The sequence below is a fragment of the Paenisporosarcina sp. P4_B8 genome, assembly GCF_056402175.1.
On record NZ_JBFUHX010000006.1, the window covers coordinates 160,756 to 178,483 of the forward strand.

Sequence of the window (17,728 nt, forward strand, 5' to 3'; positions counted from 1 at the left end):
GATTGATTTCATTCTACAAATTGGTATACCCGTAATGTAGAACATGTAATCAACAGAATGTAGGTGTAAAGTATGAATGAATTCAACAAAATTGAATTTCGTAGATCGTTAATTGAATGGTATTTAGAAGAAAAAAGAAATCTACCTTGGAGAGAGACATCAGACCCTTACAAAATATGGGTTTCGGAAATCATGCTCCAACAAACAAGGGTGGATACAGTCATACCTTATTACAATCGTTTTATAGAAGCTTTTCCTACAATGGAAGAATTGGCGAATGCTGAAGAAGAAAAAATTCTGAAACAATGGGAAGGTTTAGGCTACTACTCCCGTGTACGGAACTTACAAGCAGGAGTAAAGGAAGTAGTTGAAACTTATAATAGTGTAGTGCCTTCAACAAGAAATGAAATTTCAACACTGAAAGGTGTAGGTCCTTACACGGCTGGTGCCATATTGAGCATTGCTTATGGACGACCTGAACATGCAGTCGACGGGAACGTCATGCGAGTATTATCACGGGTTCTTCTAATAAAAGAAGATATCGCAAAGCCGAAAACGAGAAAAATTTTTGAACAAGCCGTTTCAGAAATCATCGACCCGCAAGATCCATCATCCTTCAATCAGGGATTGATGGAACTGGGCGCAGTGATTTGTACGCCAACATCGCCAAAATGCTTATTGTGTCCAGTTAGAGAAAATTGTGCTGCTTTTTATGCAGGTGAACAAAATGACTTGCCAATAAAAACGAAAAACAAAAAAACGAAAGCACAACATTATGATGTTTATATTGCCCAAAATGAACAAAAACAATTTCTCATGGAAAAAAGACTTGAAACAGGTCTGTTGGCGAACATGTGGCAGTTCCCCATGATTGACCGTGCAAACAAAGATATAGGAACGATTCCACTGTTCCAAGATCGTTATGGCATACATTTTACAAAAGAAATGGATTTAGGTTCTTTTAAACATGTCTTTTCTCATTTAACATGGGAGATGGATAGTTTCGTTGGACATGGAGTCGAAATAAGTCTGACTGAGAGTTGTAAATGGTTATCATTAGAAGAAATTAAAGAAGTACCGATGCCTGTCCCAATGTTGAAAATTTGGCAGGCTTATATGGAGAGGGGAAAACTAAAATGACAACAAACAAAGTGGCGTTAGTTACCGGAAGCAGCAGAGGACTCGGAAAAGCAATTGCGATTGAACTTGCAAAAAATGGATATGATATCGTTGTAAACTATGCACGTAGCAAAACAGCTGCTCTCGAAACAGTGAAAGAAATTGAAGCACTTGGTCAAAAAGCTCTTCTTGTACGCGCAAACGTAGGAGATGTAGAAAAATTAAAAGCAATGTTTGAAACAATTCGTGAAGAGTTTGGCCGTCTGGATGTATTCGTAAGCAATGCAGCTTCTGGAGTTCTGCGACCAGTAATGGAATTGGAAGAATCCCACTGGGACTGGACCATGAATATTAATGCGAAAGCCATGCTATTTGGGGCACAGGAAGCGGCAAAATTAATGGACCGAGGCGGAAAAATCGTTGGAATCAGCTCACTAGGCTCGATTCGTTATTTAGAAAATTACACAACTGTAGGCGTATCAAAAGCCGCGATTGAATCCATTACGCGTTACTTAGCTGTAGAACTTGCGGCAAAAGGGATTGCAGTAAATACTGTTTCCGGTGGAGCGCTTGATACAGATGCATTAAAGCATTTCCCGAATCGCGAAGAACTATTGGATGACGCAAGAAAAAATACACCTGCTGGTCGTATGGTTGAAATCGAAGATATGGTCAAAACAGCCATGTTCTTGATTTCAGATGGCTCGGATATGATTCGCGGTCAAACCATCATTGTGGATGGCGGACGCTCCATCGTAATGTAAAAAAAAAATTGTAAGCATAAGTTTTCTCAACCTGCACACATTAATGAGTATGGAGGTGAAAATTCATGCCAAACAAAAACAACAACCAACCAACCAACGCTGCAGAAGTACGTAGACAAAATCAACAATCTACGACGGGTACTCCAGCTAGCTTCACTACAGAATTCGGTTCTGAAACTGATGTTAACGAAGTAATCCAACGTAATCAACAATCTGCTCAGAAGAAAAACAATGCTTCTGGTCCACAAGCAAACCGCAACAATAATTCAACTAAATAATGGTTATTCACCACTAATCAGCGAGGGCTTAGCCTTCGCTGATTTTTTTTGCTACAGTTTTTGTAAATTGGTTGGTATAATGAGTACACTGCAAGATTTATATATATTGTGCTTTGACGAAAAGGTGGGCTTATCCATGTCAATACCAGCAGAAGGAGAAACGATTCAGATCCACAGCTACAAGCATAACGGCAAAATCCACCGCGTCTGGCAGGAAACAATGGTTCTGAAAGGGACAAGAAATATTGTCATTGGCGCAAACGAACGCACGCTCGTTACCGAGTCAGACGGTCGCACTTGGTTAACACGGGAACCATCGATTTGTTATTTCCATGCTGAACACTGGTTTAATATCATTTGTATGTTGCGCGAAGATGGTGTGTACTATTACTGCAATATTAGTTCACCATTTATCTACGATAACCAATCTTTAAAATACATTGATTACGACTTAGATGTTAAAGTCTTCCCAGATATGACATATACAATTTTGGACGAAGATGAATTTGAAGATCATAAAAAGCAAATGAATTATCCTGAGGTTATTGATACGATCTTACATCGAAATGTGGAAAAACTAATTAGTTGGATTAAACAACGAAAAGGACCATTTGCACCAGATTTTATCGAGGTGTGGACAAACCGTTACCTATTTCACAAGCAACTTCGAATACGTGAGTAAATGATGCCTGTTGAATCCCAACAGGTTTTTCATTTGGAAAGGAAAGTGAACGGATGAGCAGTACAAAAAGATACATGAAGTTTGTTAAACCATATACTTGGCAAATTGTCCTCACGGTTGCCATTGGGATTGTCAAATTTGCCATCCCGTTATTTATTCCATTATTAATTAAAATTGTAATTGACGATATCATCAGTGTAGATACATTGACAGATGCGGAAAAGACGCGGCAGTTATTTTATTGGCTGGGCGGAACTGCACTCGTATTTTTCATTGTAAGACCTCCGATTGAGTATTACCGACAATACTATGCACAACTTGTCAGTAACAAAATTTTGTATGATATAAGACAAGAATTATACGGACACTTGCAACGCCTGAGTTTGCGGTTTTATTCAAACACACGGGTTGGAGAAGTCATCTCCCGTGTAATCAACGACGTTGAACAAACCAAAAACTTTGTCATGATTGGCTTAATGAATTTATGGCTGGATTTAGCCACGATTTTGATTGCTGTTGCGATCATGCTGACAATGGATGTTCCATTAACTCTTGTTACATTACTGGCTTTCCCATTCTATGCGTTCAGTGTGAAATACTTCTTCGGACGATTACGTGACCTGACTAGAAAACGGTCTCAAGCGCTGGCGGGTGTCCAAAGTTATTTGCATGAACGTGTCCAAGGAATGAGCATCATTAAAAGTTTTACTTTGGAAAAACATGAACAGCAAATTTTTGATAAAGCAAATGGCGAGTTTCTCGACAAGGCTGTTGATCATACGAAATGGAATGCGAAAGCTTTTGCTGTAGTCAACACCATTACGGATGTTGCGCCACTTTTGGTTATTGCCTACGCTGGATATCAAGTTATCAATGGAAATTTATCTGTCGGGACAATGGTTGCGTTTATCGCGTATATCGAACGCCTTTATAATCCTTTAAGACGATTGGTCAATTCATCAACCACACTGACGCAAGCGTTTGCTTCAATGGACCGGGTATTCGAACTAATGGATGAAAAATACGATATTGAAGATGGTCCAAATGCGCAGGTTATGCCGACTATAAAAGGGAAACTACAGTTTGATCACGTTTCTTTCAAATACGAGGAAGAAAATAATCTCGTGTTAAATAATATGAATTTCACGGTAGAGCCAGGTCAAACAGCTGCTTTTGTAGGAATGAGCGGAGGTGGGAAGTCGACCATCATCAGTATGATTCCCCGATTTTATGATGCAACAAGCGGTTCGGTCAAAATAGATGACCAGGATATTAAAGATGTAAAAATTCATTCATTACGCGAACAGATTGGAATAGTATTGCAAGATAACATACTGTTCAGCGACTCTGTGAAAGCAAATATACTTATGGGACGTCCAGATGCTACGGAAAACGAAGTAATTGAGGCGGCAAAAGCTGCGAATGCTCATGACTTTATTGTTTCGCTACCCGAAGGTTACGAGACGAAAGTCGGGGAACGTGGAGTCAAGCTGTCGGGAGGACAAAAACAACGTGTTGCCATTGCGCGCGTATTCCTGAAAAATCCTCCGATTTTAGTTTTGGACGAAGCAACTTCTGCGTTGGACTTGGAAAGCGAGTCCTTGATACAGGACTCTTTGGAGCGCTTGGCACATGATCGGACCACGATTATTGTCGCCCATCGCCTTTCGACGATTACTCATGCGGATCAAATCTTTGTTATTGATCATGGCGAACTAAAGGAACAAGGAACGCATGATGAATTAATGAATTCGAAGGGAATATATTACAACTTATTTCAAGTTCAACAACTGGATATAGACTAAAAAGGTTCTCCTGAAAAGGGGAACCTTTTTTTGTTATACAATAGAAGTATGACTTATATAATAAATATTGCAATTATAATTATTATTTGTATAATAAAGAACATATCGAATTTTCTGAAATAATGATACTAATAAAACTATTTATCTCGTATGCTAGGAAAAGGAGGGCCATCATCATGAGTGAACGTAAAGCGATTCTTCAAGTAAGAAGTCTTCAAACATCCTTTTTCACAGATGACGGAGTAATTCCCGCAGTAGACAATATTGATTTTTCCGTACATGAAGGAGAAGTACTCGGTATCGTAGGGGAATCTGGTTGTGGGAAAAGTGTTACTTCTTTATCCATAATGGGGTTAGTTCCAAGTCCGCCAGGTAAAATTACTGGTGGTGAAATTCTTTTCGGCGATAAGGATTTAACTAAATTAAGCGATAAAGAAATGCGTAAAGTCCGCGGCAACGACGTGGCAATGATTTTCCAAGAGCCTATGACATCTTTGAATCCATTGTTCACAATAGGGAATCAATTGAAGGAAGCCATTCTTATCCATAAAAAAGGCTGGTCAAAAAAACAAGCAAATACTCGTGCAATTGAAATGCTTACCCTTGTAGGTCTTCCGCGTGCTGATGAATTGATGAAAGAATATCCGCATCAACTATCAGGTGGGATGAGACAGCGGGTCATGATAGCAATGGCTCTTGTATGCGATCCGAAAGTGTTAATTGCAGATGAACCGACAACTGCACTTGATGTAACTATTCAAGCGCAGATCCTTGCATTGATGAAAGACTTGAATGAACGATTGAATACTGCTGTTTTGTTAATCACACATGATCTTGGGGTTGTTGCAGAGACGTGTGAAAGAGTTGTGGTCATGTATGCCGGCCAAATTGTTGAAGAAGGTCCGGTTCAAACGATTTTTAAAGACCCTCAACATCCATATACAAAAGGATTGTTGCAATCCGTTCCGGATATGCGTTATAAAAAACAACGTTTATATTCGATTCCCGGTAATGTACCAAAACCGGGTACCATAAATACTGGATGTCGCTTTGCTGCACGATGCGAGTTTGCATTTGAAAAGTGCCTGACACACAATCCAGAATTGTATCAAACTGCATCAGTACATAAGACAAGATGCTTCTTGTACGAAGATCAGGAGGTATCCACTCATGACAGAACCCTTGTTGAAAGTTGAAGGACTTAAAAAGTATTTTCCCATACGTAAAGGATTACTCAGTCGTGTGTCTGGGCATGTAAAAGCGGTTGATGATGTTTCGTTTTATGTAAATAAAGGCGAAACTCTTGGAATTGTGGGCGAGTCTGGCTGTGGGAAATCTACTACCGGTCGCATGCTTATGAGATTACTAGAACCGTCAGAGGGAAAAGTAATTTTTGATGGTAAAGAACTGACGAATATATCCGATGATGATATGCGAAAGGCACGCCGGGAAATTCAAATGGTTTTCCAGGATCCATATGCTTCCTTAAATCCTAGGCATACCATTGAGAAGATTTTGGAGGAGCCTCTGATTGTGCACGGAATCGGTGACGCCAAAACCCGCAAAAAGAAAGTCCATGATTTTCTGGAGATTGTTGGGTTAAGCAGTTACCATGCAAAACGCTATCCTCATCAATTCAGTGGTGGACAACGTCAGCGTATCGGCATTGCCCGTGCGCTCATGACGAACCCTAAACTGATCATTGCAGATGAGCCCGTTTCAGCTCTTGACGTGTCCATTCAAGCACAGGTGTTGAACTTGATGCAGGATTTACAAAAAGAATTAAACCTAACTTATATATTTATCGCGCATGATCTAGGGGTTGTTCGTCATATAAGTGATCGAGTAGGGGTTATGTATCTAGGCAAAATGGTCGAGCTTGCTAAAAGTGAGTTGCTTTATGACAAGCCACTTCACCCTTATACACAGGCTTTGTTGTCTGCTGTACCGGTTCCGGATCCGAATTTTGTGCGGGATCAAATGCTTATAAAAGGAGATATTCCTAGTCCGTCAAATCCTCCGTCGGGATGTACTTTCCACACGCGCTGTCCTTTTAAAATGGATGTGTGTACAAAAATCGTACCGAAGTTAGAAGAAGTTGAACCAGGTCATTCTGTTGCCTGCCACCTATACGGTGAACATGCGCAACAATGATAAATAAACAAACAATATGGAGGGGTCAATTTGGGTAAGAAGAAACTGTGGTCACTTGCTTTATTAACAATGCTAGTCCTCTCAACGATTTTAGCGGGCTGTCAAACTGATTCATCAGATGGAAACAGCGGAGACGACGAAAAAGAACCGAAAATTTTAGTATTTGGTCGTGGTGGAGATTCTGTATCTCTAGATCCGGCAACTGTAACTGATGGAGAATCATTTAAAGTAACGCAAAACGTTTTTGAAACACTTGTGAACTTCGGTAAACAAGATACAGAAATCAACCCAGGCCTTGCAAAAGAATGGAAGCCTTCAGAGGATGGCTTAACTTATACATTCCAACTGGAAGAAGGCATTAAGTTCCATGATGGTACTGACTTCAATGCAGAAGCTGTTGTAGCTAACTTTGAGCGTTGGGCAAATGGTTCTGGTGAAGACTTCTATTACTATTCATCAATGTTCGGTGGCTACAAAGGTGATGAAGGACATGTTATCGATTCTGTTACTGCAGATGGAGATTACACAGTCGTGTTCAAATTAAAACGTCCACAAGCACCATTCCTTAAAAACTTAGCAATGAGCCCGTTCGGTATTGCGAGCCCGAAAGCTTTTAAAGAACAAGGAGCAAAATTCGGCGATAATCCAGTAGGTACTGGACCATTCAAATTTGCCGAGTGGAAACGTAATGATTCAATCACAATTGAAAAGAACGAAGATTATTGGGTTAAGGGTCTTCCTAAACTTGATAAAGTAGTTTTCAAAGCAATTCCAGATAACTCAGCTCGTTTGAACGCTTTAAACACAGGTGAAATTGATTTGGCTGATGGTGTAAACCCTGCTGATGGCAAATCTGTTGAAAGCAATTCAGAATTACAATTATTCGAACGTCCATCAATGAACGTTGGTTACTTAGGTTTAACTAGTACACGTCCTCCATTTGATAAAGTGGAAGTACGTCAAGCAATTAACCACGCAATTGACAAACAAGCGATCGTAGATGCATTCTTTGAAGGTCGCGCTGAAGTAGCGAAAAACCCAATGCCTCCAGTAATCAGCGGCTATAATGACGATATTGCTGGATATGATTTCGATCCAGAAAAAGCAAAAGCATTACTAGCTGAAGCTGGTCTTGCAGAAGGCTTTGAAATGGAACTATGGGCAATGCCTGTACCACGTCCATATATGCCAGATGGCCAAAAAGTGGCAGAAGTTATTCAATCAAACTTAGCTGATGTTGGCATCAAAGCGAAAATCGTTACATTCGAGTGGGCAACTTACTTGGAAAAAGCTCGTAACGGAGAAGCAGATGCATTCATGTTAGGTTGGACTGGTGATAATGGTGATGCGGATAACTTCCTATACGTATTACTTGATAAAGACAATATCGGAAGCAACAACTATTCATACTATAGCAACGACGAATTACACGACATCCTAATTGAAGCACAATCAGAAGTTGATGAAGACAAGCGAAATGAACTTTACGGTCAAGCTCAAGAAATCATTTTCGAAGACGCTCCTTGGGTACCGCTTGCTCACTCTACTCCACTTCTTGCAGGTAAAGCGAATCTGGTAGACTTCTTACCACATCCGACTGGTTCTGATAAGTTAGCAGAAGTAGACTTCAAGTAACAAACTGACTGATGGGGAGAAGTCTACGTGATTTCTCCCCATTTTATTTACGAAAACAAATGAAATGAAATTTTGATTACATATCGCATCAGATGGAGAGGTGAAGACAATGCTTCACTATATCGGGAGAAGACTATTGCAATTAATCCCAGTTTTGCTGGGCATGACGTTTGTCGTTTTTATGATTATTCGTGCAATTCCTGGGGACCCAGCACAAGTTATTTTGGGTCAACAAGCGACGAAAGAAGCGATTGAGGCATTACGAGCAAAGCTCGGATTAGACAATCCGTGGTATGTCCAATATTTTGATTATCTAGGTGGATTGTTAAAAGGTGATCTTGGAGAATCTTTACGGACAACTACACCAGTTTCTGAAGAAATTTGGCCGTATCTAGCTGCCACATTCGAATTATCTCTATTTGCGGTTCTTATAGCAGTCATTGTCGGTGTCAATGCAGGTATCATTTCTGCCTGGTTCCAAAACTCGTGGTTTGACTATACAGCTATGATATTAGCGCTAGTTGGCGTGTCCATGCCGATTTTCTGGCTAGGTTTGATGATGCAATATATTTTTGGAATCGAGCTTGGCATTCTTCCAACTACAGGACGTGAAGAAGTCAGAAATCCCATAGAATCAATAACCAATCTTTATGTGTTGGATACTATTCTTCAAGGACGCTTTGATCAATTAGGCATTGTATTGAAACATCTGGTCTTACCAGGGCTAGCCCTGGCGACAATTCCGATGGCAATCATTGCCCGCATGACTCGTTCCAGCATGCTTGATGTAATGAGATCGGATTATGTACGTACTGCACGTGCGAAAGGTCAAAAAATGTTCTGGGTTGTGTACAAGCATGCATTGAAAAATGCAATCATCCCAGTTCTGACAATTATCGGTCTGCAAATGGGATTACTGCTTGGCGGTGCCATATTAACCGAATCCATTTTCGCGTGGCCGGGAGTTGGCCGTTACATTTACGAAGCGATCAATTTCCGTGACTACCCAGTAATCCAATCAGGTATTCTTGTCGTGGCATTTATCTTCGTTATGATTAATTTGTTAATTGATATTCTTTACAGTTTGATTGATCCACGAATTAAATACGATTAAGAAGGAGGAATCTCATAATGGTCGGATTCGCGCCTAAACCATCAGATATAGTAGCACAACAAGATAAAGTAGCGGGCCCTTGGCATGAAGCTTGGCGAAGCTTTAAGAAAAGTAAAGTCGCCGTAGTCGGAGCTGGGATTGTTCTCTTCTTTATCATCGTGGCATTCATAGGACCTTGGATAGCACCACAAGGCATAAACGAGCAAGATTTACCCAATCGATTGCAGGCACCATCTGTTGCTCATTGGTTCGGAACAGATGACATGGGCCGAGATATATTGTCTCGCATTATCCATGGTGCACGCATTTCATTATGGGTTGGATTCTTCTCAGTAATCGGTTCGGTGGTTGCGGGAAGTATTTTAGGAATTGTAGCAGGTTATTACGGTAAATGGGTGGATGCGGTTATTTCCCGCATTTTCGATATCATGCTCGCATTTCCAAGTATCTTACTAGCAATCGCTGTCGTATCGGTATTGGGACCTTCCTTGCAAAATGCATTAATTGCCATTGCCATCATTAACATTCCGAACTTCGGTCGATTGATTCGATCAAAAGTTTTGAGTATTAAGGAAGAAGAGTATATCACTTCTGCAAAAGCAATCGGTATGCAGGATATCCGAATATTATTCTCGCATATTTTACCGAACTCAATGGCTCCAGTTATCGTGCAAGGTACACTTGCCATAGCGACGGCCATTATTGAAGCGGCAGCACTTGGTTTCCTTGGTCTTGGTGCAGAAGCTCCGGCTCCGGAGTGGGGCAAAATGCTGGCAGATTCCAAAATGTATTTAATTAATGCTCCTTGGACCATGATTTTCCCGGGTATCGCCATTATGCTGACGGTATTGGGATTCAATTTAATGGGAGATGGATTGCGTGATGCACTAGATCCACGCATGAAGAACTAGTTAGTTACTGAAGAAGTCATTCCTTTTTAGGGAATGGCTTCTTTTTATGGGATGTAGGGCGGCTGTTGGCTAAGTGGGTTCCGGTTAGTTGGAATAGGGAAAAAATGAAAATTGTCGGCACGAAAAAACAGCCATCTCACTGAAGAGATGACTGCCCTATCAATTAAAATTCATCTTCAAGCTCGACTTTTATTTCTTCACCATGATAATTTTGGTGGGAAATGATAAGCGTGTCTAAGTGTTCCAGTTGTTCTTCATAATCCAAAATTGCAGAAAGTACATGCAGTAAATGATATGAAGAAAAAGACTCTTCTTCTTTGGATAGTGCGATTTCTCTCGCGAATATTTCCATCACTTCATGACGTTGAAGCGTAGCTTCACTGCCGTTCCAAAACGAATGTTCCGGTTTTAACTTGCCTGTATATTTCAGATGAAGCTGTTCATGATACGTCAACAAAAAGTCCAGTCTTTCTTGAATCATCAAACGAAATTGATCGGGGAGATTGGTCAATTCATTTTCATGTAAATGAAGACGTTTCAGAACATCCCAGCTTTTATTAGCGGTTGAAATCATTTGACGATAGACCACAAGTTTTCGGGCTTTCGCACGTTTTTCATTTCGGAAGTAGCTACGTTCTTCTTTATAGAATAAATAAAACTGATCGACTTTTATTAATCGTTCTCGCAACTTTTCAAGTGTTTGTTTTGTGGCATTATGTTCAGAAGCTTGACGTTCTGCTAATCGCGTCCAGCGAATCAACTCATCGGTAGTCGAATGAATCGATTGAAATAACTTGGTTTCATACTTCGGTGGCATGAATACTAAGTTAACCACAAATGCGGCAAGCACACCGACGACAATAGTTGTAAAACGAATTAGGGCAAATGTTATAAAGTCATCGCTCTGTACTTCCATAATCGCAATAATTGTCACAAGCGCAAGTGAAATGGACTTCTCTAACTTTAATTTCAACATAATAGCGATCGTGATAACAGCGGCTAAACCTACGGCTACATAATTGTCGCCAAATAAAAGAGCAAAAATAACTGCAATTCCTGCACCAATAATATTACCTTGAATCTGTTCAATAATTGTTAAATAGGAGCGGTAAATGGAAGGTTGAAGGGCAAATATTGCCGCGATTCCTGCAAAAACAGGAGACGGTAAATGCAATAAATCAGCCATGTAGAGCGCAAAAACGATTGCGACACCTGTTTTAACGATTCGTGCACCAAGTTTCATATATGCTTTATTTCCTTTCCGACTTCTAAAAAAGGCTTAATAAAATGCCTTTCTGAAACTCTTAATTGTCTAGCTTGTTAGACCAGACTGCACCTCCATTTCATACCTTCCAACGAGAAAAGGTTTCCATCGAGTTGTTGCAACACAAGAGTCTGTCTAAATTGGCCTGGATTGCTTTCTGAGTGACAGGCTTTTTGCTACTTTACAGCAGGACAGCTTGTGGGTCAACTGGACTTAGGCCAGTTTTGAAAATGCATAATCCACAGCAATTAACGATTGTTTAACATCTTCTTCTGTATGAGCAGTCGTAAGGAACCAAGCCTCATACTTCGAAGGAGCCAAGTTGATACCCTGTTCCAGCATTAGTTTAAAGAATCGTCCAAAAATCTCGCCATCAGTCGCTTCGGCTTGTTCGTAATTTTCTACTTTCACATCCGTGAAGTAAATAGTCAATGCACCCATTAAACGATTGATTGTGATTGTCACGTTATGTTTAGCGGCTGCTTTCAAAATACCTTCTTCCAACAGTGCACCTAAACGATCCATTTCTTCATATATACCCGGTTGCTTCAGTATTTCTAAACATGCAATTCCAGATAATATAGACGCTGGATTTCCTGCCATAGTTCCCGCTTGATAAGCAGGTCCTAGTGGTGCGACTTGTTCCATAATTTCTTTTCGTCCGCCGTATGCGCCGATTGGCAAGCCACCACCGATGATTTTCCCAAGAGCAGTCAAGTCAGGTGTCAAACCAAGCAAATCTTGTGCACCACCATAGTGGAAACGGAATGCTGTAATTACTTCATCATAAACAATAAGTGCGCCTTTTTGTTTGGCAATATCATGCACGAGAGGTAAAAAGCCTTCTTTCGGCTCGACAATCCCGAAATTACCGACGATAGGTTCAACTAAAATACAAGCAATTTCGTCGCCCCATTTTTCCATCGCTTCTTTATAAGCTTCTGGATCATTAAAAGGAATGGTGATTACTTCTTTTGCGATAGATTTAGGGACACCAGCAGAGTCAGGAGTACCCAGTGTCGCAGGGCCTGATCCGGCAGCTACAAGCACCAAATCCGAATGACCATGGTAACATCCAGCAAATTTCATGATTTTGGTACGTCCTGTATACGCACGTGATACTCGAATCGTCGTCATGACCGCTTCTGTTCCCGAGTTCACAAAACGGACTTTATCCATCCCAGGCATAGCTTCTTTCAGCATTTTTGCGAATTTCACTTCATGAGGAGTAGGTGTACCATACAATAATCCATTTTCAGCTGCCTTAGTAATGGCCTTTGTAATATGTGGATGGGCATGCCCAGTAATGATGGGACCGTAAGCTGCAAGATAGTCAATGTACTTGTTTCCATCTACATCCCAAAAGTATGCTCCTTGTGCTCTTTCCATGACAGTTGGTGAACCGCCACCGACTGCTTTGTATGAACGTGAAGGGCTGTTAACGCCTCCAACGATATGTTGTAATGCTTCTTCATGTAATGCTTCTGACTTAGTTCTATTCATATTTATATCCTCCGTTCCTTTTCTAACATCCTTAATAATAGACAAAAAGGAAGGAGAACGCCAAGAAAATTGAAACTCCTGCCATTCTTAGGTACGATTAAACAAATAGTAAAGTGGAGGGAATGTTCATGACAACACTTGAAGGTATGCAAGCACCAGATTTCACATTACGAAACGAAAAAGGGGAAGAAGTTTCACTGCGAAATTACGCTGGGAATGAATATGTGCTGCTTTATTTTTATCCGAAAGATTCTACTCCAGGGTGCACAACTGAAGCATGTGATTTCAGAGATATGCACGAATCTTTCCGTGATCTGAATGCCGTTATTTTAGGAGTCAGCCCAGACGGGGAACGAGCGCACACAAAGTTCATTGAAAAACACGGATTACCATTTTCATTATTGATTGATGAAGACCATGCAGTTGCAGAGGCGTATGGAGTTTGGGTTCTCAAAAAAATGTTTGGTAAAGAATATATGGGAATCGAACGTTCCACATTCCTAATCGATCCGACGGGAACTGTCGTAAAAGAATGGCGTAAAGTAAAAGTGAAGGGACACGTGGAAGATGCTCTCGTAACTTTGCGTGAATTAGTGAAAGCTAAATGACCAATGTACTTTTTACTTTCCCGGTTAAGGAATATTTGATAGAAGAATTACTCACTGAGTTTCCGAAAGTTGAGTTCATTTTTTCTTCTATTAAAGATGAAAATGTACTTAAACGAGCTGAAATCATTGTGACCTATGGCGAAGATATTTCAAAAGAAACACTTGATCAAGCACTTTCGTTGAAATGGCTCATGGTTGCTTCTGCGGGATTAGAAAAAATGCCGCTTCGTGATATAGCGAAGCGAAACATTTTAGTTACCAATGTCAAAGGAATTCACAAAACACCAATGTCTGAATCCGTCCTAGCACATATACTTGCCCTTAAACGTGCTTTACCGTGGATATATAAAAAACAGGAAAACAGTGAATGGAGTAAGCGCTCAGGGTCTATGGAGCTTTTTGGAAGTACGGCTCTGATAATTGGACCTGGTGCAATCGGCAGTGAAATCGGTCGGTTGTTGCAAGCATTTGGCGTAACGACAATTGGTTGCAATCGCTCTGGGCGAAAGGCACCCAACATGAATGCAATGATTAATTTTGATCAATTAAATGAAGAACTACCCAAAGTTGATATCATCATATCTGTTCTACCAAGCACATCGGAAACAAGGGGTCTTATTACATATAATCATTTCGTATTAATGAAGGAAGATGCAATTTTTATGAATTTTGGTCGTGGCGATCTGATAAAAGAGGAACAACTCATACAAGCAATGAAGGAACGTCAAATTGCTTATGCTGTTCTTGATGTTTTTGAGAGTGAACCACTTGATGCAAGTCATCCGCTTTGGGAAATGGAAGGGGTTATTGTTTCACCTCATGTTTCCAGCCATTCTTCAGAATATGTACCTCGAGCTCTAAAGATTTTCCAGCAGAACCTACATGAATGGATGGAAACGGGATCGAATTTTCAAAATGTCATAGACTTGGAAAAGGGGTATTAACATGAAAATTTATACTAAAACAGGCGACAAAGGGACAACTTCACTTATTTATGGATCGCGAGTTGCGAAGAATGATGCTTTGGTAGAAGCTTATGGTACATGCGACGAAGCGAATTCCATGATAGGAGTTGCCCTCAGTCATATCCAAAATGAGTTTTTTGAAGAAAAAGAGACTGTTTTGCAAGCTTTCCATCAAATCCAAACTACCCTTTTTCATGTGGGAGCGGAACTGGCCACACCTGCTGGAAAAGAAGTGAAATGGAAACTGGAAGATAGTGAAATTACAAAACTTGAAAATTTAATCGATGAATGGGATGCGCAGTTGCCGTCATTACAAAACTTCATTTTGCCTAGCGGCCATCCTGCCGGGGCGACCCTGCATGTAGCTCGCACCATAGTTCGACGCGCTGAGCGTTCTGCGGTCAGTATTGGCGAAAGCGTATCTCCACTCGTTTTAGCTTATTTAAACCGTTTATCTGATTTCTTATTTGTTGCTGCACGCTTCGTTAACTTGCGCCTAGGTCAGAAAGAAAAAGGATTACATGCTGAGTAAGCCTTGATATAATGGGTTTTTGTTGACTTTTTCGTTACTTCTTTCTTATACTAATTGTAACGATTATAAAATAATAATCTTTATGAAGTGAGGTGCATGGCGATGACTGAAATGCATTTACGTGACGCATTGGATAATTTGAAATCAACAGGAGTCCGAATTACACCACAGCGTCATGCGATTTTAGAATTTCTCATCCAATCCATGATTCATCCAACAGCAGATGATATATATAGAGCGCTTGAAGGGAAATTCCCAAACATGAGCGTAGCGACGGTATATAATAATCTTCGTGTTTTTAGAGAAGCCGGATTAGTAAAAGAATTAACGTATGGCGATTCATCGAGTCGGTTTGATTTCGTAACCAATGATCACTATCACATTATTTGTGATAATTGTGGTAAAATTGTTGATTTCCATTATCCAGGTTTAGATGAGGTAGAACAATTAGCTTCTCACGTCACTGGATTCAAAGTAAATTCGCATCGTATGGAGATTTACGGAACATGTCCGACGTGTGAAACATCAGCTATAAAAGTTCAATAGTAAACAAAAAGAGCATTTCCGTGCTCTTTTTTTTGTACAAAAAAAGGGCTAACATTCTATAATGAATGTTAGCCCACTTGGTTATTATCTTTTTCGGTTTAAAGATTCATCAAATTCCTGACCTTCTAAAGTAGAATCTAATGTAAGTGGCTCTTTACAATACATACACATATCAACACGACCTAAAACTTTGGTATACTTTCCGCAGTTAGGGCAGACAACTTGAACTGCTTTCGTTGAAAGCATTCCAATCCATGCGTATACACCTGTGCTGCCTAGTATGGCTAGCAGACCTAATAACATAAACAGAGTCATGATGATTTGATTTTCACGGAAGAAGATGCCAATATACATGATGACAAAACCGATGAAAATCAATGATAATGCAAACGAACGAATTCGATTTATTTTATTTTTATAGGGTTTCATATTGTGTTCCTCCTTAATCATGTTTACTATACCATAATTGGTAGTGTAAATCGTTTGAAGGAATCTCACAACCTTTGTCGAAAAAAGAACATATACCATTTTGATTAATTTATGAGGGGGACTTCCGTTGGAACAAATTCTGCGTCCTATTTATCAGGAAAGAGCGAGCCAACCAAATACGCTCGGCGTCATTTTAGTCGAGAAGAGAGAAAAAGTTAGTCAAATAACGGATACATTCGATACTATTCTTTTAATATTAGCTAAAGATGCAACACAACCTGTATTTACGAAACATTATACATTTAACGATAAAAAAGCAGCGATGCACATTGTTACTGAGAAACAGTTACGGAAATGGTTACTTCTTGGAACTAATAGAAAAATCGTGGACTGGATTTTTTATGGACGTGTCATGTTCGACCGTAATGAATTTGTTCATGAATTGAAAACTGAGTTAAAAGATTTTCCCTTTTATGGACGTAAAATTAAAATGGGAATTGAATTTGCAAAACTTTTGCGTCGTTATTTAGAAGGAAAAGTGTTCTTTGAACAAAAAAACTACATGGATGCATACAATCATATTGTGGATTCCTTGCACCATCTTGCACGACTGGCTGTTTTTGAAAACGGCATGCATCCTGAAGTAACTGTTTGGTCGCAGGTCAAAATAATTGAACCCTCCATCTATAAACTATATGAAGAATTGCTATCAAGCGAAGAACCAATCGATAAAAGATTGGAGCTATTGTTCTTAGCGAGTGAGTTTATGATCCATTCAAGAACCAAAGATGGGTCACGTCATATATTAGAAGTTATGAGCCAAAAAGATCATTGGACGATTCAAGAATTGCACGAACAAGAAGAGCTTAGAAACTATTCGGTCGACCTGGAAGTCTTTATTGAATTTCTTGTAGAGAAGGGATACATCCACGTAGAACGAATAGAGACGAAGAGTGATAAAATCTTTCACCGCTACTATAAAGTTGAACAAATTGATGAGGAAACACCACAGTAAATAAGGCGCTTGAAAAAGCGTCTTATTTTTTTCTTGACGTTTGTATAAAAGCCTGTATATAATAGTAAACGTCGCTGAGCAACACAGCATGAAAAAATAGATTTAAAAAGTGCTTGACTCTCCTACTTTAAAGTGCTAAATTAGAGAAGTCGCCAAAACGAGTGACACAATGAACCTTGAAAACTGAACAGCAAAACGTCAACAATAAAGCGGAACACACTTCGGTGTGGGAAGCAAAAACTTGAACTTAATTGTTCATTTTAAAACGTCATTAATTTGACGCCAGCAACAAAGTCGAGCTAATCGACTCACCTATTATGGAGAGTTTGATCCTGGCTCAGGACGAACGCTGGCGGCGTGCCTAATACATGCAAGTCGAGCGGAATGATGAAGAAGCTTGCTTC

18 protein-coding genes and 1 rRNA gene are annotated in these 17,728 nt (G+C 40.0%); 16 read left to right on the forward strand and 3 right to left on the reverse strand.

The features are described from left to right. Positions 1-72: 72 nt before the first annotated feature. The 10 genes from mutY (at position 73) to AC1DSK_RS08230 (ending at position 10,462) form a co-directional block, all read left to right on the forward strand. Positions 73-1,140: an A/G-specific adenine glycosylase gene (gene mutY / locus AC1DSK_RS08185; RefSeq protein ID WP_477548204.1), complete on the forward strand. Its 1,068-nt coding sequence runs from the start codon at positions 73-75 to the stop codon at positions 1,138-1,140. Then, complete coding sequence (gene fabL / locus AC1DSK_RS08190; RefSeq protein ID WP_342543030.1) at positions 1,137-1,883, forward strand: enoyl-[acyl-carrier-protein] reductase FabL; 747 nt, start codon at positions 1,137-1,139, stop codon at positions 1,881-1,883. The genes mutY and fabL overlap by 4 nt, the downstream gene beginning before the upstream one ends. Positions 1,884-1,948: 65 nt before the next feature. Further along, positions 1,949-2,161, forward strand: coding sequence for a gamma-type small acid-soluble spore protein (locus AC1DSK_RS08195; RefSeq protein WP_477548203.1), 213 nt, complete (start codon positions 1,949-1,951; stop codon positions 2,159-2,161). 136 nt (positions 2,162-2,297) lie between these two features. Beyond that, positions 2,298-2,843: a nucleoside tri-diphosphate phosphatase gene (gene ntdP, locus AC1DSK_RS08200; RefSeq protein WP_477548202.1), complete on the forward strand. Its 546-nt coding sequence runs from the start codon at positions 2,298-2,300 to the stop codon at positions 2,841-2,843. Between the two features lie 53 nt (positions 2,844-2,896). Further along, positions 2,897-4,648: an ABC transporter ATP-binding protein gene (locus AC1DSK_RS08205; protein ID WP_477548201.1), complete on the forward strand. Its 1,752-nt coding sequence runs from the start codon at positions 2,897-2,899 to the stop codon at positions 4,646-4,648. A gap of 176 nt (positions 4,649-4,824) precedes the next feature. Next, a complete protein-coding gene (locus AC1DSK_RS08210) occupies positions 4,825-5,844 on the forward strand; it encodes an ABC transporter ATP-binding protein (RefSeq protein WP_477548200.1) in 1,020 nt (339 codons plus the stop codon). Then, positions 5,819-6,802, forward strand: coding sequence for an ABC transporter ATP-binding protein (locus AC1DSK_RS08215; protein ID WP_477548199.1), 984 nt, complete (start codon positions 5,819-5,821; stop codon positions 6,800-6,802). Before AC1DSK_RS08210 ends, AC1DSK_RS08215 begins: the two co-directional genes overlap by 26 nt. Before the next feature lie 30 nt (positions 6,803-6,832). Continuing rightward, a complete protein-coding gene (locus AC1DSK_RS08220; RefSeq protein ID WP_477548198.1) occupies positions 6,833-8,437 on the forward strand; it encodes an ABC transporter substrate-binding protein in 1,605 nt (534 codons plus the stop codon). A 109-nt stretch (positions 8,438-8,546) separates the two neighbouring features. Continuing rightward, positions 8,547-9,551 (forward strand): ABC transporter permease, encoded by a 1,005-nt coding sequence (locus AC1DSK_RS08225; RefSeq protein WP_477548197.1) that lies wholly within the window; start codon positions 8,547-8,549, stop codon positions 9,549-9,551. A gap of 17 nt (positions 9,552-9,568) precedes the next feature. Continuing rightward, positions 9,569-10,462: an ABC transporter permease gene (locus AC1DSK_RS08230; protein WP_477548196.1), complete on the forward strand. Its 894-nt coding sequence runs from the start codon at positions 9,569-9,571 to the stop codon at positions 10,460-10,462. 163 nt (positions 10,463-10,625) lie between these two features. Here AC1DSK_RS08230 and AC1DSK_RS08235 read toward each other — a convergent pair whose 3' ends face one another. Together AC1DSK_RS08235 and AC1DSK_RS08240 are read right to left on the reverse strand one after the other, a co-directional pair. Then, positions 10,626-11,705: an FUSC family protein gene (locus AC1DSK_RS08235; protein ID WP_477548195.1), complete on the reverse strand. Its 1,080-nt coding sequence runs from the start codon at positions 11,703-11,705 to the stop codon at positions 10,626-10,628. A 234-nt stretch (positions 11,706-11,939) separates the two neighbouring features. Next, complete coding sequence (locus AC1DSK_RS08240) at positions 11,940-13,229, reverse strand: glutamate-1-semialdehyde 2,1-aminomutase (protein ID WP_477548194.1); 1,290 nt, start codon at positions 13,227-13,229, stop codon at positions 11,940-11,942. A 128-nt stretch (positions 13,230-13,357) separates the two neighbouring features. Between AC1DSK_RS08240 and bcp the strand changes: the two genes are divergently transcribed. From bcp to perR, 4 genes are all read left to right on the forward strand, one after another. Beyond that, positions 13,358-13,837 carry a thioredoxin-dependent thiol peroxidase gene (gene bcp / locus AC1DSK_RS08245; protein ID WP_477548193.1) on the forward strand — a complete coding sequence of 160 codons (480 nt, stop codon included), beginning with the start codon at positions 13,358-13,360 and terminating at the stop codon, positions 13,835-13,837. Beyond that, positions 13,834-14,781, forward strand: a complete 948-nt coding sequence (locus tag AC1DSK_RS08250; RefSeq protein WP_477548192.1) for a D-2-hydroxyacid dehydrogenase — start codon at positions 13,834-13,836, stop codon at positions 14,779-14,781. The genes bcp and AC1DSK_RS08250 overlap by 4 nt, the downstream gene beginning before the upstream one ends. A gap of 1 nt (position 14,782) precedes the next feature. Beyond that, a complete protein-coding gene (locus AC1DSK_RS08255) occupies positions 14,783-15,334 on the forward strand; it encodes a cob(I)yrinic acid a,c-diamide adenosyltransferase (protein WP_477548191.1) in 552 nt (183 codons plus the stop codon). A gap of 102 nt (positions 15,335-15,436) precedes the next feature. Beyond that, positions 15,437-15,880 carry a peroxide-responsive transcriptional repressor PerR gene (perR, locus tag AC1DSK_RS08260; protein ID WP_016429220.1) on the forward strand — a complete coding sequence of 148 codons (444 nt, stop codon included), beginning with the start codon at positions 15,437-15,439 and terminating at the stop codon, positions 15,878-15,880. Positions 15,881-15,964: 84 nt separating this feature from the next. Here perR and AC1DSK_RS08265 read toward each other — a convergent pair whose 3' ends face one another. Continuing rightward, positions 15,965-16,309, reverse strand: a complete 345-nt coding sequence (locus AC1DSK_RS08265; protein WP_477548190.1) for a YgzB family protein — start codon at positions 16,307-16,309, stop codon at positions 15,965-15,967. A 127-nt stretch (positions 16,310-16,436) separates the two neighbouring features. Between AC1DSK_RS08265 and AC1DSK_RS08270 the strand changes: the two genes are divergently transcribed. Then, on the forward strand, positions 16,437-17,324 hold the full coding sequence (locus AC1DSK_RS08270) for a nucleotidyltransferase-like protein (RefSeq protein WP_477548189.1): 888 nt from the start codon (positions 16,437-16,439) through the stop codon (positions 17,322-17,324). Between the two features lie 314 nt (positions 17,325-17,638). Further along, a 16S ribosomal RNA gene (locus AC1DSK_RS08275) occupies positions 17,639-17,728 on the forward strand; the annotation flags it as partial.

Bases quoted from the DNA above. Each gene is read 5' to 3' on its own strand.
- mutY (WP_477548204.1), top strand. From the start codon at position 73: ATGAATGAATTCAACAAAATTGAATTTCGTAGATCGTTAATTGAATGG.
- AC1DSK_RS08195 (WP_477548203.1), top strand. From the start codon at position 1,949: ATGCCAAACAAAAACAACAACCAACCAACCAACGCTGCAGAAGTACGT.
- perR (WP_016429220.1), top strand. From the start codon at position 15,437: ATGACTGAAATGCATTTACGTGACGCATTGGATAATTTGAAATCAACA.
- AC1DSK_RS08215 (WP_477548199.1), top strand. From the start codon at position 5,819: ATGACAGAACCCTTGTTGAAAGTTGAAGGACTTAAAAAGTATTTTCCC.
- AC1DSK_RS08205 (WP_477548201.1), top strand. From the start codon at position 2,897: ATGAGCAGTACAAAAAGATACATGAAGTTTGTTAAACCATATACTTGG.
- AC1DSK_RS08265 (WP_477548190.1), bottom strand. From the start codon at position 16,309: ATGAAACCCTATAAAAATAAAATAAATCGAATTCGTTCGTTTGCATTA.
- AC1DSK_RS08235 (WP_477548195.1), bottom strand. From the start codon at position 11,705: ATGAAACTTGGTGCACGAATCGTTAAAACAGGTGTCGCAATCGTTTTT.
- AC1DSK_RS08225 (WP_477548197.1), top strand. From the start codon at position 8,547: ATGCTTCACTATATCGGGAGAAGACTATTGCAATTAATCCCAGTTTTG.
- AC1DSK_RS08250 (WP_477548192.1), top strand. From the start codon at position 13,834: ATGACCAATGTACTTTTTACTTTCCCGGTTAAGGAATATTTGATAGAA.
- bcp (WP_477548193.1), top strand. From the start codon at position 13,358: ATGACAACACTTGAAGGTATGCAAGCACCAGATTTCACATTACGAAAC.
- AC1DSK_RS08255 (WP_477548191.1), top strand. From the start codon at position 14,783: ATGAAAATTTATACTAAAACAGGCGACAAAGGGACAACTTCACTTATT.
- fabL (WP_342543030.1), top strand. From the start codon at position 1,137: ATGACAACAAACAAAGTGGCGTTAGTTACCGGAAGCAGCAGAGGACTC.
- AC1DSK_RS08230 (WP_477548196.1), top strand. From the start codon at position 9,569: ATGGTCGGATTCGCGCCTAAACCATCAGATATAGTAGCACAACAAGAT.
- AC1DSK_RS08210 (WP_477548200.1), top strand. From the start codon at position 4,825: ATGAGTGAACGTAAAGCGATTCTTCAAGTAAGAAGTCTTCAAACATCC.
- AC1DSK_RS08240 (WP_477548194.1), bottom strand. From the start codon at position 13,229: ATGAATAGAACTAAGTCAGAAGCATTACATGAAGAAGCATTACAACAT.
- ntdP (WP_477548202.1), top strand. From the start codon at position 2,298: ATGTCAATACCAGCAGAAGGAGAAACGATTCAGATCCACAGCTACAAG.